Here is a 12,775-nt window from a genome sequence, read left to right on the forward strand (position 1 = left end):
TCCGTAGGGCGGATAAGCTGAAAGCGCATCCGCCGCCCACTCTCAAACATGGTGCCGAGCCTGCCGAAACAACTCCAACACCACCTGCTCGATCGCCGTGGAGGAGCCGTGCTTCAATACATCCCGCACTAACTGAATGCCATTGTGTGCCTCTGCGGCCGCTTGGGTAGCGTCCAACACGGGCGTTTCTTCGCCCAGGGCGTCATCGGGCTGCGGCACATCAATGCCCACCACGTCCTGAACCGGTAAGGGGGAAGCCAAGAGCGTGAAACCCCGTTGGGTCAGCACCGCCTGGTCCATGGCCTCCTGGCGGATCAGGCTTTGGTAGGTGAGGTAGCCGGATTGCGCCAGCCAGAGCATGGTGGCCAGACAGGCCTGGTGGCGCGGGCTGTGCAGGCCGAATTCGTCCGGGGTATCCGGCCCGGCGATGTCTTCCACAAAGACCGTCGTCGGGCGCGGAAACTGGTTGTAGAGCTGCACCAGAATCCTCGCCGCGTCTTTGTAGAAATCCGCGATATGGATGTCTGCCGCCATAACGCCTCCGGCTACTGGGAGTAATTTTCCAGGAAGCGGCCAAAACGCTGAATGGCCTTGGTCAGGTCATCCTCGCGGGGCAGAAAGACAATGCGCAGATGGTCCTTGTCCGGCCAGTTGAAGGCAGTGCCCTGAACCAGCAGCACCTTCTCCTGAATCAGGAAGTCCAAGACCATCTGTTGGTCGTCTTTGATCTTGTAGCGGTTCAGGTCCAATTTCGGGAACAGGTAAAGCGCCCCCTTGGGCTTGACGCAACTGACGCCCGGTATTTCCTGAATGGCCTTCATGGCCGCGTCGCGCTGGTCCCGCAGGCGGCCGCCAGGCACGATCAGCTCGTTCACGCTCTGGTAGCCCCCCAGTGCCGTCTGCACGGCGTACATGGCGGGTACGTTGGCGCACAGGCGCATGGAGGCCAGCATCTCCAGCCCCTCGATGTAGCCCTTGGCTTTGTGCTTGGCGCCGCTGACGGTCATCCAGCCCGAGCGGAAGCCCGCCAAGCGGTAGCACTTGGACAGGCCGTTAAAGCTGATACACAGCACGTCATCGGCCAGCTTGGCCATCGGGACAAACTCGGCGTCGTCGTACAGAATTTTGCTGTAAATCTCATCGGCGTAGATGATCAGGTTGTGTTCCTGCGCCAGCTTGACGATCTGTTCCAACACATCCTGGCTGTATACGGAGCCGGTGGGGTTGTTCGGGTTGATGACGACGATGCCCCGGGTACGGTCGGTGATCTTGCTCGCGATATCTTCCACGTCGGGAAACCAGTCGGACTGCTCGTCGCACAGGTAGTGCACGGCCTTGCCCCCGGCCAGGTTCACAGCGGCGGTCCACAGGGGGTAGTCGGGGGAGGGCACCAGCACCTCGTCGCCATTGTTCAGCAGCGCCTGCATGGACATGACGATCATCTCGCTGACCCCGTTGCCCAGGAAGATATCGTCGATCTCCACCCCGGGTACGCCCATGCGCTGGCTTTCCTGCATGATCGCCTTGCGCGCCGCAAAGAGGCCGCGGGATTCGGTGTAGCCTTCCGCATTGGGCAGGTTGTAGATGACGTCCTGAATGATCTCATCCGGCGCCGCGAAGCCGAACGGTGCCGGGTTGCCGATGTTCAGCTTGAGGATTCGGTGGCCTTCTTCCTCGAGGCGGTTGGCGTGCTCCAGGACCGGGCCACGGATGTCATAGCAAACGCCTTCGAGCTTGGTGGATTTATTGACGGTGCGCATCTACAGTATTATGTCCAAAACGGCGGGTTGAAAGAGGGTGGGCAGGCCACCACAAAGTATCTGAATCATCCCGTCTCTCTACAGCCTCTGTCAAGGAGCATCCCATGAGCGATCCTAAAAACCGTAGTGAAGCCGAGTGGCGCCAGGAGCTCTCGCCAGAGGAGTATCACGTCTGCCGGGAAAAGGGCACCGAGCCGCCCTTTACCGGTGACTACTGGAACGTGTTCGAAGACGGGACCTATCGGTGCCGTTGTTGCGGCGAGCCGCTGTTCGAGTCAGACACCAAATACGATGCCGGCTGCGGTTGGCCCAGCTTCTATGCGCCCAAGGATGAAGAGGTGATTGAGGAGGCCTTTGACAGCAGCCACGGGATGCGCCGCACCGAAGTCATGTGCCGCAAATGCGGCTGCCACTTGGGCCATGTCTTTCCTGACGGCCCCGAGCCGACCGGGCTGCGCTACTGCATCAACTCCGCTTCGATCAGTCTGGAGAAGCCTTGAGCGCCGAAACTCAATCGTAAAGCTGCTTTTTCTTCCAGTCAGTTTCCTGCTCGAAGTCCTTCCACTCCTTTTCCTCCTCGGGGGCGGCGCCCTCTGAGGCGGCTGTGGGCCCGTTGGGCTCCTCCTGGGCCAACTGCGCTTCAAGCTTTTTAATGATGCCGTTGATCTGCGCGAGCTGTTTTTGGTAGCCCTGTCCGCCTTTTTCCTGCGTGATCTGCTTGCGCGCCAGGTTGTAGAAGTGAATCGCCAGGCGTGGCTTGCCGGCCGACTGAGCTTGGCGGGCCTGGATGGCATTGGCATCGACTGACACCTGGAGAGCCAGACGCTTGATTTGCTCCCGGTACGTCTGACCTTGAGCCTGCCCCAGATTGCCCCGTTCGGCTTGCAGGGCGATAAACCGGTACAGCTCCTGTAGGAGTTTTCGGATCTCCCCGGCCTGCTCGGGCTTGTCCAGCCGGGTGCGCTCCGCTTGAGGTCGATGCTTGATCTCTTCGAGCTCTGCAGAATACTGAGTGAAGTCCTGCATATGTGCCGACTCGTTCGGTTCCAGCCGGCTCAGTTGCTCGCAGGCATCCAGCAGCGCTCGATAGATGATCAGCGTCAGGTCCTTCGTGAGAAAGCCGTCGGGGAAGCCGGAGAGCATGAACTTGAAGTTGCGTTGCCGGTGCTTCAGAGCCGTCAGCAGGCGCTGACGACGTTGGCGTCGCTTCTCCAGTGCCTGGTACACAAAGGCGTACCCGACCAGCAGGACAAGCAGGGCGAAGATGATGCTGGCAATGAGTAAGGAGGACATAGGCCGCCGGTCTTTTTTAGCGCTGTGAATGGATTTAGGCGTCAGCGGTGAGTATAGCACTAATGGCCCTCCGGCCGGATAAGGGTGGGGCGCTAAGTTGTTGTTTCCCCCCGATAAAAAATTTTAAAAAAGTGTTGACAGGTGCCGGGTCGCTCCCTAGAATGCGCACCACTTCTTGAGGGCAACGCCACACGGCAAAGCGCTCAGGGAGGTCCAGGGTCCCCTTCGTCTAGAGGCCTAGGACACTGCCCTTTCACGGCAGTAACAGGGGTTCGAACCCCCTAGGGGACGCCATTGCGGGAATAGCTCAGTGGTAGAGCATCGCCTTGCCAAGGCGAGGGTCGCGAGTTCGAATCTCGTTTCCCGCTCCAAACATTAAAAAGTCGGCTTCGCGGCCGGCTTTTTTTGTGTCTGAAATTTGGGCGCGTCCGCTTCGCCCGGAAAACGAGTCTCGTTGCACTCGGGCCATCCAAGGCCCTCGCCCCCTTCGGGGGCAGCTTCGCTGTGCAAATCGGCATCCTGCCGATTTGTCCCGCTCCAGATATTCAAGAGAAGCTGACTTCGGTCGGCTTTTTTTGTGTCTGAATGTTGGCCCTGAGGTGTGCCGCACTGCAGACCGGACGTGACGCCACTCCCACCTTAGATATCTGCTAAACTGTCGCGCTTGATTGCGCGGATCAATGCATCCCGAAAATCTTGGCACGCTCGTCCTCGTAGGAAAACTCCCGGCCCTCGGCCAGAGCCGCGTGGCGGCGCTCGTCCAGAAGCTGGAAATTGGCGATCTCCTCATCGGGCATGTAATGGAGGCAGTCTCCGCCGAAAAACCACAGCAAATCTCGATGCAAAAACGGCATCAGGTGTCCGTAGGCGGCGATCACGCGCCCCATGAGCTGCTGGCCTTCATGGAGAAACCACTCCTCTTCATGAGTGTTGGGTAGCGCCTCCAGCCGCTGGAGAAACTCCAGATCCTCCGCCGGGCAATCCTCCTCGACGAAGGGCGGCTGTTGTTGCGCATGGCGAATGAAATCGCGCAACAGACGTAAATGGTAGTCCCGATGCTGGGTTTCCGCGTAATGATTCAGTCGAGTCGACACACTAAGCTCCCCGGTGGCAGCACCGCCGCCACCGCTTTAATGAATGAGTGAAACCGACATTATGACAGCTGCACTATCGATTAGAAATCTTACCAAGGTCTACGGGAGCGGTTTCCACGCTCTGAAGGGCATCTCGCTTGAAGTCCAGCCCGGTGACTTTTTTGCGCTGCTTGGTCCCAACGGCGCGGGCAAATCCACCACCATCGGCATACTCTGCTCCCTGGTGCGCAAGACCGAGGGCGAAGTGGAAATCTTCGGCCACAATATCGACACCCACTTCTCCCAGGCGAAAAAAGAAGTGGGCATCGTGCCTCAGGAGTTTAACTTCAGTCAGTTTGAAAAAGTGCAGGACATCGTGCTCCAGCAGGGCGGCTTTTACGGCCTGCCCAAGCGCACGGCGATCGTTCAGACAGAAAAATACCTGAAGAAGCTCGGTCTGTGGGACAAACGGGACACCCCCGCGCGGATGCTGTCCGGCGGCATGAAGCGCCGCCTGATGATCGCCCGCGCGCTGGTGCATGAGCCCAAGCTTCTGATCCTGGATGAGCCCACGGCGGGGGTGGATATCGAGCTGCGCCGTTCCATGTGGGAGTTTCTGCGTGAAATCAATGCCGCTGGCACCACTATTATTCTGACCACTCACTATCTGGAAGAAGCGGAGAGCCTGTGCCGGCATGTGGCGATTATCGATCAGGGCCGAATCGTTAAGAACACCACCATCCGCAGTCTGCTCAAAGAGCTCAGCCGCGAAGTGTTTATTTTTGACTGCGCCGATTCGGTATGGGAGGCGCCTCAAATCGATGGGTTTACCACCCACCTGCTGGACGAGCACAGCTTTGAAGTGGATGTTCAGAAGGGCCAGTCCCTCAATCGCGTTTTTGAGGCGCTCAGTGAGCAGGGGCTCAACATCGTCAGCATGCGCAACAAGGCCAACCGGCTTGAAGAACTGTTCGTTGCCATGACCGGCAACGGTCAGCCTGCTGACGACCAGACAGACAACGAAGAGGCACCCGCCGCCGAATCATCGACTGGAGGTAATCGTCGTGGAGTTTAGAGAACAGTGGATCGCCTTTATGACCCTGCTGCGCAAGGAGATTCGGCGCTTTACCCGTATCTGGGTGCAGACCCTGCTGCCCCCGGCCATAACCATGGCCCTGTATTTTGTGATTTTCGGCAAGTTGATCGGCAGCCGGATTGGCGATATGGGGGGCTTTGACTACATCCAGTTCGTGGTCCCGGGCCTGATTATGATGGCGGTGTTGACCAACTCTTATTCAAACGTCAGTTCGTCGTTTTTCAGTGCCAAGTTCCAGAAAAGCATTGAAGAGTTATTGGTCTCGCCCACGCCCAACTACATCATTCTGCTTGGTTATTGCCTGGGCGGCGTCGCCCGTGGTTTGGCGGTGGGGGTGGCGGTCACCATACTGTCCCTCTTCTTTACCGACCTGCCGATCTACAGTTGGGTTATTACGGTGTCGATCGTGATTCTAACCGCCGTGCTGTTCGCCCTGGCCGGGTTTATCAATGCCATGTTCGCCAATACCTTTGACGATATTTCCATTGTCCCGACCTTTGTTTTGACGCCGTTGACCTATCTCGGCGGGGTGTTCTTTTCCATCGATCTGCTCTCAGAGTTCTGGCAAGGCGTGGCTCAGTTGAACCCCATCCTTTACATGGTGAACGCCTTCCGCTACGGCATGCTGGGGGTCTCCGATGTCAATATCGGGTTGGCGTTCGGAGGGCTGGTGCTCTGCGTCATCGTGTTGTTTGCGGTGGGGCTGCATCTGCTGAAAAACGGCAAGCGCCTGCGCGCTTGATTAACGGGAGAGCCGTGTAATGACCGACAGAACGCGTTTCAGTCACGGCCCGCTGGGCCAGGAGACGGCTTATGCCTCGGATTATGATCCCGGGCTGCTGTTCCCAATCGCCCGAGCCGAGACCAGGGCCGCTCTGGGCTTAAAAGACGGTGAGGCCCTGCCGTTCTTCGGGGTGGATATGTGGACCGGCTACGAGGTCTCCTGGCTGGATGAGAAGGGCAAGCCCGAAGTCGCCCTGGCCCGTTTCCGAATTCCCTGTGACTCGCCCAACCTGGTGGAGTCCAAGTCGTTCAAGCTGTACCTGAACTCCTACAACCAGACCGTTATGCCGGGCCCGGATGAAGTCCGAGAGCAGCTGGTGGCCGACCTGAGCAAGGCCACCGGGAGCACCGTTCAAGTCGAGCTGGAGCGAATCCAGTCGGCGGTGCAGCCGGTGCATGGGGCGCAAGGAGAGAACATCGATCACCTACCGGTCGCGATTGAGCACTATCACCCCGCGCCTCAATGTTTGTTCGTGGAGGAAGCCGTGGTTGAGGAAACGCTCAACAGCCATCTGCTCAAAAGCAACTGCCCGGTGACGGGGCAACCGGACTGGGCCACGGTGGAAGTGAGTTATCGCGGCCCGCGGATCGACCGGGAAGGGTTGTTGCGCTACATAGTGTCTTTCCGCGAGCATCAGGATTTTCACGAGCACTGCGTCGAGCGCATGTTTCTGGATTTGAGTGAGCGGTGTCAGCCAGAGCGGCTGAGCGTTTACGCGCGCTATACCCGCCGGGGTGGGCTCGATATTAACCCGTATCGCAGTTCGCAGGCGGGGGAGGGCCCCGCGTTTGAGCGGCTGGTCCGGCAGTAAGCCGGGCCAACATGAAGCGCGCTAGACGATCACCTTGTCTTTCAACTTCTCGGCCGCGGTCTGCAGTGCTTTGATGACCTTGGCCTTCTCGTAGTTGCGCACCTTCTCCAGGTCCAGATACATGGAGAAACCTTCGGCCCGGTCCTCAAAGTAGCTCTGGTTCTGACCCAGATCTTTTCGGAAGTCCGCTACCTGATACACCTTCACCGGCTGGCTGAAGCCCTTCACGTTAATTTCGCCTTTGTCCCGGCACATGATGGCCTCTTTGACCAGAGACCAGGTCTCATGGGAGATCAGAATCTCATCCGGGGAGGCGGCCGATTCCAGCCGGCTGGCCAGGTTCACGTGGGTGCCGAGTACGGTATAGTCCAGGTGGCTGGAGGTGCCGAAGGTGCCGACGGTGCAATAGCCGGTGTTGATGCCCATGCGGATCTGCAGCGGCTTCTTGATGCCCTGGTTGTACCATTCCTGCTGTAGGGATTTCATGCGCTTTTTCATGGCAATCGACATGGAGACGCAATTCATGCAGTCCTGCTTCACGCCCTTGCTGTTGCTGTCTCCGAACATGACCATGATGCCGTCGCCCAGAAACTTGTCGATGGTGCCGCCGAAATGGGTGATGATTTTCGACATCTCGGTCAGGTAGTGATTGAGCAGCTCAGTCAGGGCCTCGGCTTCCATTTCCTCGGACAGTTGGCTGAAATTCTTGATGTCGGAGAAGAATACGGTAATACGCTTGCGCTCGGCCTGCAGCATATGATCCTTGCCCTGATTGATCGCGCGCCACACCGGCGGGGGCAGGTAACGGGACAACTTGTAGGAGCGGATCTTGTGCCACTTCTGTTCGTTTTCGAGCTTGATCTGGTTCATGGTCAGCTTGCGCATGCGCTGGTGCATGTACAGAGCGTAAACCAGGAAGTAAGTAATGATGCCGATCAGGCTGGCGGCGCTGATTTCGATATTGCTGCTGAACACCCACTGGGGCTTGTGCACCAGCAGGCTGGCCAGAATCCCCATGCCGAAGGCGATGTTGTCTTCCACCCAGCGTCGCAGTCCCCCTGTCAGTAGGGCGTTGAACTGGATCATGGTCAGGAACAGCGTCAGGGGCAGCAAGCTGAAATCCGTCAGGCTCAGGACCAGGCCCACCAGGGCCGCATCGGACCAGGACAGGTAGCGGGTGACCTTCGTCAGCTTGTCGCGTTCTAACCGGTGGGTGAAATGGTAGGTGAGGTACGTGTAAAGCAGCAGGAAAATGATCGTGCCCAAGTAAACGGGCTGCACGTCGCCCCACTCTATATACGACGCCAGCGTTCCCGCCGCCGCGAAACAGATCAGCGAGCGAAAGTAGTACTGGTGAAGGGGCGAGTCGGTCTGCGCTTCTTCAGGTTTTTGAGGGCTGGACTTTGTGGTCATTGTTCTCGAGAGCCTTGGTGGTACTGTCCTGCACGGCGCCTTCCCACCGAAAGCACGGACGGCCGTGGTGGCGAGAGGGCGCTCCCATATTGTTGAAACGTCAAGGTCGTTCCTGGAGCCTCGAGTCAGTCCCTGAGGGGCCTATTAGACGTTTTTTTACACCAAAAGTCCATGATTGACGCCAACTGGCGGGTAACATCGCAATCACTGGCGCGGAAGGAGACGTGTTATCATTTGGGGCTCACACTCCGGCAATTAAAGGGCAACTATGGACTCAATCACGGTACTGCACAAACGCGTATCCTCCCCCAAACTGACGGCCCCCGGCCCCACGGTGGAGCAGCGTGACGCCATCTACCGATCGGCGCTTCGGGCGGCAGACCACGGTTTGATGCAGCCATGGCGCTTTTTGGTCATCGAGAGGGAAGGGCTGGATCGCCTGGGCGAGTTGTTTGTTCAGGCCTCCCTGCACGACAATCCGGAGCTTTCCCAGGCAGAGCAGCAGTCCCTGAAAACCAAGCCCCACCGCGCCCCGTTGATTCTCGTCGCCATCGCCGCCTGCCGCCAGCATCCCAAAATCCCTCATGTGGAGCAATTATTGTCCGCAGGAGCCGCCGTCCAGAACATGCTCAACGCTGCTTTCGCTCAGGGCGTCGGTGCTTTCTGGCGCACGGGCGCCATGGCCTACCATCCGGTCGTCACCGAGGGCCTTGGGCTGGGCCAACTGGAACAGGTTGTGGGTTTCCTCTATCTGGGAACACCGGCCAAACCGCCCCATGAGCCCAAGTCCGTGAATCCAGAGGCATTTTTTCACCCCTGGCCGGCCCAATAGCGTTGCGTTTACGCCCTTACTTGTGTACATTACGCCACCTCTGAGCGACGGCACCTGTGCTGCCTCGGGGCAGACAATTTGATTTTACGGTGAGGTGGCCGAGTGGCTGAGCCGAAGGCAACGCCCGAAGGGGCGGTAACGCGCACGCAAGCGGGCGCCTCCACCAGAATGGCACGGAGCCAATAAAGAACAGACAATTCGATTTTACGGTGAGGTGGCCGAGTGGCTGAAGGCGCACGCCTGGAAAGTGTGTAACGGGCAACCGTTCGAGGGTTCGAATCCCTCCCTCACCGCCACATACAAAAAAACCCGGCTTCGTGTCGGGTTTTTTTGTATGTGGCGGTGAGGGAGGGTGCCGAACCCTCGCTGGGTTCGACTGATCGTCGGGAACGATCAGTACCGACGCAGGCGCCCGAAGGGCGGGGCACATGGACGTGCCCCGGTATATCCCTCCCACGCTCTCCCCCTCTACCAAACTCCCCAAAAAAGCGACTTATCGTTCAGAATCCAACCAATCCCACCCGCCAAAAAAACTTTTTCAATCAACCACTTGACGAATCCGCTCCAGATCTCTAATATTCGCCCCCGTTGACGACGCACTCGTAGCTCAGCTGGATAGAGTACTCGGCTACGAACCGAGCGGTCGGAGGTTCGAATCCTCCCGAGTGCGCCATATACGAAAGCCCTGCTTCGAAAGAAGCGGGGCTTTTTTATGCCTGCTATATTTCCCGTTCTGTGCTGGGCTTCCGCTAATATTGCCGCTGACCCCATTTTTTTGAGGCCGCTTATCGAGCCAGATAAAAGGCCTTTATCGCCGGGCACTTAAACGGCCGTCCTGTGAGCTTGGGAACTTCTCGCTGAAGATAGGGGTAAAACTCGTCTGCGCTTAGCGTTTGCGCCTCCTCATAGATGACTCTTTCCATTTCTTTGCTGTTAATCGTAGAGCGAATTTCCCGGTTTAGGCGACTCTGCTTTTCCGTAGGGCTCAGTTCGTTCAAGGGCTCCAGGCGACCATTTCCTTTCCAGTAGTCAATAGAGTGCACTTGGCAAAATGCTTCTGCTTCTTTTTGAAACGTGTCTTGAGTGGGCTCGGCACTTGAGTAGGCCGTCAGTAATACCAGTGTCATCGAAAACCAAAGGCGTTCCATATTACAGGCTCTTTACTGTGGTGAAGTCGACAGCGCTTTAATCATTTTAGAGAACCTGGCCGCAATTTGCTTGGGGTAGAGCTTCTACTTCCTTGGTAATTTCTTGAAACGCCTGTGTTGAGAACGTGATATTCAGCTTAAACATTTTCGCTTATATTCGTTCTGGCGTTTTAATCCTTACTCATTGTTTTCAAAGGGATTTTTGCGCCGTCGAACCGTTTAACAATATCGCTGTGACGCACAAAATTTCATTCCCCATAGCGCCCGGCATAAGCGCATCTCACCTAACTGGCATGACCTCTGCACCCCTGTGGGTGAGGCTTAGAAAAGCGAGACTAACGAGAAGAGAAAGCCCATTGTTATAGCTTTCAATTCACCCAGTTTGATCAAAGGATGACGTTATGAAGTTTCTCGCGAAAACTTGTTTAATAGGCGGCTTTACTGCCGCATTTGCCACGCAGGCTGCCGCGATCAATATTACCGTTCATGAGGACGCGGCAACCGCACGAACCAACTATGAAAGCACACTCAAAAGCGGAGCTGTGATCGAGGATTTCAACGATTTGGCGGGCACCCGGGTGATGGGTGATGGCCCCCACGAGTCCTGGGAAGGCAGCAGCAACGCCTACGATACCGACGTGGGCACATTTACCCTGACCGATCCGGGCCAGCCACGCAGTGGCAACGAAAATATCGATCAATTGATGATCGAAAGCAACGCCACTGGTGAGTTCGGTCGCAGTGTGCTGGCCGACGACGATCTTTGGTTGGACAGCAATGACGCCGAAGAGGTCGTGTGGGACCTGGATGGCTCGCTCGCGGGCTCTGGTCCCTTTGATTCCTTTGGCTTCCAGTTGGCGGATGCGGCCGATGTGTCGGCTGACTTAACGCTGAATTTTGCCGACGGAGAGGGCATGGCATCCACTACCATCCCGTTCGAGCTGTCCAACGGCAACCTGCGGTATGTGACGCTTCACAGCGATCGCAATATCGTCGGCGGTCAGATGACTTTCAATAACTCTACCGTCAATGACGGCTGGGGCATCGACAATGTCACCGTCGGCAAGCTGCCCGAACCCGGCTCGCTCCTGCTGATGGGGCTTGGCTTGCTCGGCCTTGGTGCCGCGCGCCGTCGCACCCAGTAAAAGTTGTACTTTAGGGGCTCCCGCTCCGGCGGGGCCCCTCTTCTCTTCTGCAGAACAATATTGGCACTCAGCTTCACGTCTTTTGCGTCGAAAAATCTAACAGCGCAGGGGCGCGAGTGTTCACTCAAACACGACGTCCATCAGTCGCACATCAAAGATCAGCACCGCATTCGGTCCGATTTTATTGCCGACCCCCTTTTTTCCCCACGCCAAATCCGGCGGCACCACGAACTCGTAACGACCGCCTTGCTTTGCCAGCTGCAGCCCCTCCTGAATACCGGGGATGGCCTCTTTCATGGAGAAGGTGTCGGGCATGCCATCCTGGTAAGTGTCGGCGATGACTTTGCCATTGACCAATTGGATGCGCTGGTTTACCACGACTTTGTCGTCCATGGTGGGGCTCAGGCCGTCGCCTTCTTCCACCACGCGATATAGAAGGCCGGTGTCGGTTTCGATCACATCGGGTTTTTGCCGAAACTTTTCGAGGTAGTTGTCGCTCGCTTTGCGGTTCTGACCGGAGGAGCCTTTGTTCAGTTTGTTGCGGGCCATGGGTACTCGGTATCAGTGTTTAAAAATTGATCAGCGGTATTTGAAGAGCGGATACTTTTACCGAATGGCTCCCGAATTGCAACTGTGCGGCGTCCAGCGACGGATCCGTACGCGCGCGGCGAGAGTGGCTTGAGATTCCGACACAGGGCCGCTACCCTTGGGCTTCAATGGAATTGATCACTACAGGAGCAAGGATATGCTTGATCGTCTCGTCCTTTTTATGGTTACCGCGACTCTCTTCCTATTGACCTCGTTTCTGGCGACCCCGTTGGCCATCGCCGCGGATGATTGCGAGCGTTTTCAGGAAAAGGTGGAACAGCTTCGTCAACGACGGCGCGCCGGTGGCAGCGCGAGCCAGATGGATCGCTGGCGCGACAAACAACGGGAATATCGCAACCAGTACCACGCCTGTCGTCGAGGTGGCGGGGGCCCCGGTCTTGCCTCGGTCAGTGGTCGCACCGCGCTGCACAGCAGTCCGGATTACGAAAAACCCCGGGATACCGACTCGGATGACGGGCTTATCAACAAATTATTGGAAACCTGCAACTACTGGGTGGCCTACTACAACCGTGAGCCCACCGATACTCACCAGTCCTACCGTGACACTGCCTGCCGCGCCTTTCGGGAGGCGGAGCGACGGGGCGTTCGGCCCGCCACCGCATTGCCGGCCTATCAACGCTCCCTGAAGGACTGCATCAAACCCGGTAACGAGCTGGATAACGATGTCCAGGCCTGCCTGGAAGGGCGCCTGGAGCCCGTCTGGAACGAGCCCCAGGCGGTCAGGGACTGAGGCGCTCGGCCATATCAGCGGGGCGTTCAGCCGCCGGCACCGGCGGCATACAACCTCAGTGGCGCGAGGCTCAACTCGTAA

The 12,775-nt window shown here is 57.5% G+C and carries 14 protein-coding genes and 4 tRNA genes; 11 read left to right on the top strand and 7 right to left on the bottom strand.

What is annotated here, in order from left to right; genetic code table 11:
• Positions 1–42 precede the first annotated feature (42 nt).
• Together G547_RS0104700 and G547_RS0104705 are read right to left on the bottom strand one after the other, a co-directional pair.
• Entirely contained in the window at positions 43–534 is a 492-nt protein-coding gene (locus G547_RS0104700; RefSeq protein ID WP_027328850.1) for a hypothetical protein, read from the bottom strand.
• Positions 535–545: 11 nt separating this feature from the next.
• Positions 546–1,760: a pyridoxal phosphate-dependent aminotransferase gene (locus G547_RS0104705; RefSeq protein WP_027328851.1), complete on the bottom strand. Its 1,215-nt coding sequence runs from the start codon at positions 1,758–1,760 to the stop codon at positions 546–548.
• Positions 1,761–1,864: 104 nt separating this feature from the next.
• On the opposite strand from G547_RS0104705, the gene msrB reads away from it, so the two are divergent.
• On the top strand, positions 1,865–2,260 hold the full coding sequence (msrB, locus tag G547_RS0104710) for a peptide-methionine (R)-S-oxide reductase MsrB (protein WP_027328852.1): 396 nt from the start codon (positions 1,865–1,867) through the stop codon (positions 2,258–2,260).
• A gap of 10 nt (positions 2,261–2,270) precedes the next feature.
• Here msrB and G547_RS0104715 read toward each other — a convergent pair whose 3' ends face one another.
• Positions 2,271–3,053, bottom strand: coding sequence for a hypothetical protein (locus G547_RS0104715; protein ID WP_027328853.1), 783 nt, complete (start codon positions 3,051–3,053; stop codon positions 2,271–2,273).
• Positions 3,054–3,271: 218 nt separating this feature from the next.
• On the opposite strand from G547_RS0104715, the gene G547_RS0104720 reads away from it, so the two are divergent.
• Positions 3,272–3,347, top strand: a tRNA-Glu gene (locus G547_RS0104720).
• 2 nt (positions 3,348–3,349) lie between these two features.
• Positions 3,350–3,424: transfer RNA gene (locus G547_RS0104725), tRNA-Gly, on the top strand.
• A 306-nt stretch (positions 3,425–3,730) separates the two neighbouring features.
• On the opposite strand, the gene G547_RS0104730 is transcribed toward G547_RS0104725, so the two are convergent.
• Entirely contained in the window at positions 3,731–4,147 is a 417-nt protein-coding gene (locus G547_RS0104730; RefSeq protein ID WP_245573353.1) for a PA2817 family protein, read from the bottom strand.
• A gap of 61 nt (positions 4,148–4,208) precedes the next feature.
• On the opposite strand from G547_RS0104730, the gene G547_RS20160 reads away from it, so the two are divergent.
• Genes G547_RS20160 through queF form a run of 3 tightly spaced genes read left to right on the top strand, consistent with a single transcriptional unit; the run spans position 4,209 to position 6,817 of the window.
• Positions 4,209–5,201, top strand: a complete 993-nt coding sequence (locus tag G547_RS20160) for an ABC transporter ATP-binding protein (RefSeq protein ID WP_157209783.1) — start codon at positions 4,209–4,211, stop codon at positions 5,199–5,201.
• Positions 5,202–5,220: 19 nt separating this feature from the next.
• The gene (locus G547_RS0104740; protein ID WP_036187269.1) at positions 5,221–5,964 is read left to right on the top strand and encodes an ABC transporter permease; all 744 of its coding nucleotides are present in this window, start codon (positions 5,221–5,223) and stop codon (positions 5,962–5,964) included.
• A gap of 19 nt (positions 5,965–5,983) precedes the next feature.
• Positions 5,984–6,817 (top strand): NADPH-dependent 7-cyano-7-deazaguanine reductase QueF, encoded by an 834-nt coding sequence (gene queF, locus G547_RS0104745; protein WP_027328856.1) that lies wholly within the window; start codon positions 5,984–5,986, stop codon positions 6,815–6,817.
• Positions 6,818–6,838: 21 nt separating this feature from the next.
• Here queF and G547_RS0104750 read toward each other — a convergent pair whose 3' ends face one another.
• Positions 6,839–8,230, bottom strand: coding sequence for an adenylate/guanylate cyclase domain-containing protein (locus G547_RS0104750; protein ID WP_027328857.1), 1,392 nt, complete (start codon positions 8,228–8,230; stop codon positions 6,839–6,841).
• Between the two features lie 268 nt (positions 8,231–8,498).
• Between G547_RS0104750 and G547_RS0104755 the strand changes: the two genes are divergently transcribed.
• From G547_RS0104755 to G547_RS0104765, 3 genes are all read left to right on the top strand, one after another.
• The gene (locus G547_RS0104755) at positions 8,499–9,062 is read left to right on the top strand and encodes a nitroreductase family protein (RefSeq protein ID WP_027328858.1); all 564 of its coding nucleotides are present in this window, start codon (positions 8,499–8,501) and stop codon (positions 9,060–9,062) included.
• 208 nt (positions 9,063–9,270) lie between these two features.
• A tRNA-Ser gene (locus G547_RS0104760) sits at positions 9,271–9,358 on the top strand.
• Between the two features lie 300 nt (positions 9,359–9,658).
• Positions 9,659–9,735, top strand: a tRNA-Arg gene (locus G547_RS0104765).
• 112 nt (positions 9,736–9,847) lie between these two features.
• On the opposite strand, the gene G547_RS0104770 is transcribed toward G547_RS0104765, so the two are convergent.
• Positions 9,848–10,210: a hypothetical protein gene (locus G547_RS0104770; protein ID WP_027328859.1), complete on the bottom strand. Its 363-nt coding sequence runs from the start codon at positions 10,208–10,210 to the stop codon at positions 9,848–9,850.
• Positions 10,211–10,611: 401 nt separating this feature from the next.
• On the opposite strand from G547_RS0104770, the gene G547_RS0104775 reads away from it, so the two are divergent.
• Entirely contained in the window at positions 10,612–11,355 is a 744-nt protein-coding gene (locus tag G547_RS0104775) for a PEP-CTERM sorting domain-containing protein (RefSeq protein ID WP_027328860.1), read from the top strand.
• Positions 11,356–11,475: 120 nt separating this feature from the next.
• On the opposite strand, the gene G547_RS0104780 is transcribed toward G547_RS0104775, so the two are convergent.
• Positions 11,476–11,904 carry an FKBP-type peptidyl-prolyl cis-trans isomerase gene (locus G547_RS0104780; RefSeq protein WP_027328861.1) on the bottom strand — a complete coding sequence of 143 codons (429 nt, stop codon included), beginning with the start codon at positions 11,902–11,904 and terminating at the stop codon, positions 11,476–11,478.
• Positions 11,905–12,100: 196 nt separating this feature from the next.
• Here G547_RS0104780 and G547_RS0104785 point away from each other — a divergent pair, with 196 nt between their 5' ends.
• Complete coding sequence (locus G547_RS0104785; RefSeq protein WP_027328862.1) at positions 12,101–12,694, top strand: hypothetical protein; 594 nt, start codon at positions 12,101–12,103, stop codon at positions 12,692–12,694.
• Positions 12,695–12,775: the final 81 nt, after the last annotated feature.

The sequence above is a fragment of the Marinimicrobium agarilyticum DSM 16975 genome, assembly GCF_000423345.1.
Classification (GTDB): Bacteria; Pseudomonadota; Gammaproteobacteria; order Pseudomonadales; family Cellvibrionaceae; genus Marinimicrobium; species Marinimicrobium agarilyticum.

Bases quoted from the DNA above. Each gene is read 5' to 3' on its own strand.
- G547_RS0104700 (WP_027328850.1), bottom strand. From the start codon at position 534: ATGGCGGCAGACATCCATATCGCGGATTTCTACAAAGACGCGGCGAGG.
- G547_RS0104705 (WP_027328851.1), bottom strand. From the start codon at position 1,760: ATGCGCACCGTCAATAAATCCACCAAGCTCGAAGGCGTTTGCTATGAC.
- msrB (WP_027328852.1), top strand. From the start codon at position 1,865: ATGAGCGATCCTAAAAACCGTAGTGAAGCCGAGTGGCGCCAGGAGCTC.
- G547_RS0104715 (WP_027328853.1), bottom strand. From the start codon at position 3,053: ATGTCCTCCTTACTCATTGCCAGCATCATCTTCGCCCTGCTTGTCCTG.
- G547_RS20160 (WP_157209783.1), top strand. From the start codon at position 4,209: ATGACAGCTGCACTATCGATTAGAAATCTTACCAAGGTCTACGGGAGC.
- G547_RS0104740 (WP_036187269.1), top strand. From the start codon at position 5,221: ATGACCCTGCTGCGCAAGGAGATTCGGCGCTTTACCCGTATCTGGGTG.
- queF (WP_027328856.1), top strand. From the start codon at position 5,984: ATGACCGACAGAACGCGTTTCAGTCACGGCCCGCTGGGCCAGGAGACG.
- G547_RS0104750 (WP_027328857.1), bottom strand. From the start codon at position 8,230: ATGACCACAAAGTCCAGCCCTCAAAAACCTGAAGAAGCGCAGACCGAC.
- G547_RS0104755 (WP_027328858.1), top strand. From the start codon at position 8,499: ATGGACTCAATCACGGTACTGCACAAACGCGTATCCTCCCCCAAACTG.
- G547_RS0104770 (WP_027328859.1), bottom strand. From the start codon at position 10,210: ATGGAACGCCTTTGGTTTTCGATGACACTGGTATTACTGACGGCCTAC.
- G547_RS0104775 (WP_027328860.1), top strand. From the start codon at position 10,612: ATGAAGTTTCTCGCGAAAACTTGTTTAATAGGCGGCTTTACTGCCGCA.
- G547_RS0104780 (WP_027328861.1), bottom strand. From the start codon at position 11,904: ATGGCCCGCAACAAACTGAACAAAGGCTCCTCCGGTCAGAACCGCAAA.
- G547_RS0104785 (WP_027328862.1), top strand. From the start codon at position 12,101: ATGCTTGATCGTCTCGTCCTTTTTATGGTTACCGCGACTCTCTTCCTA.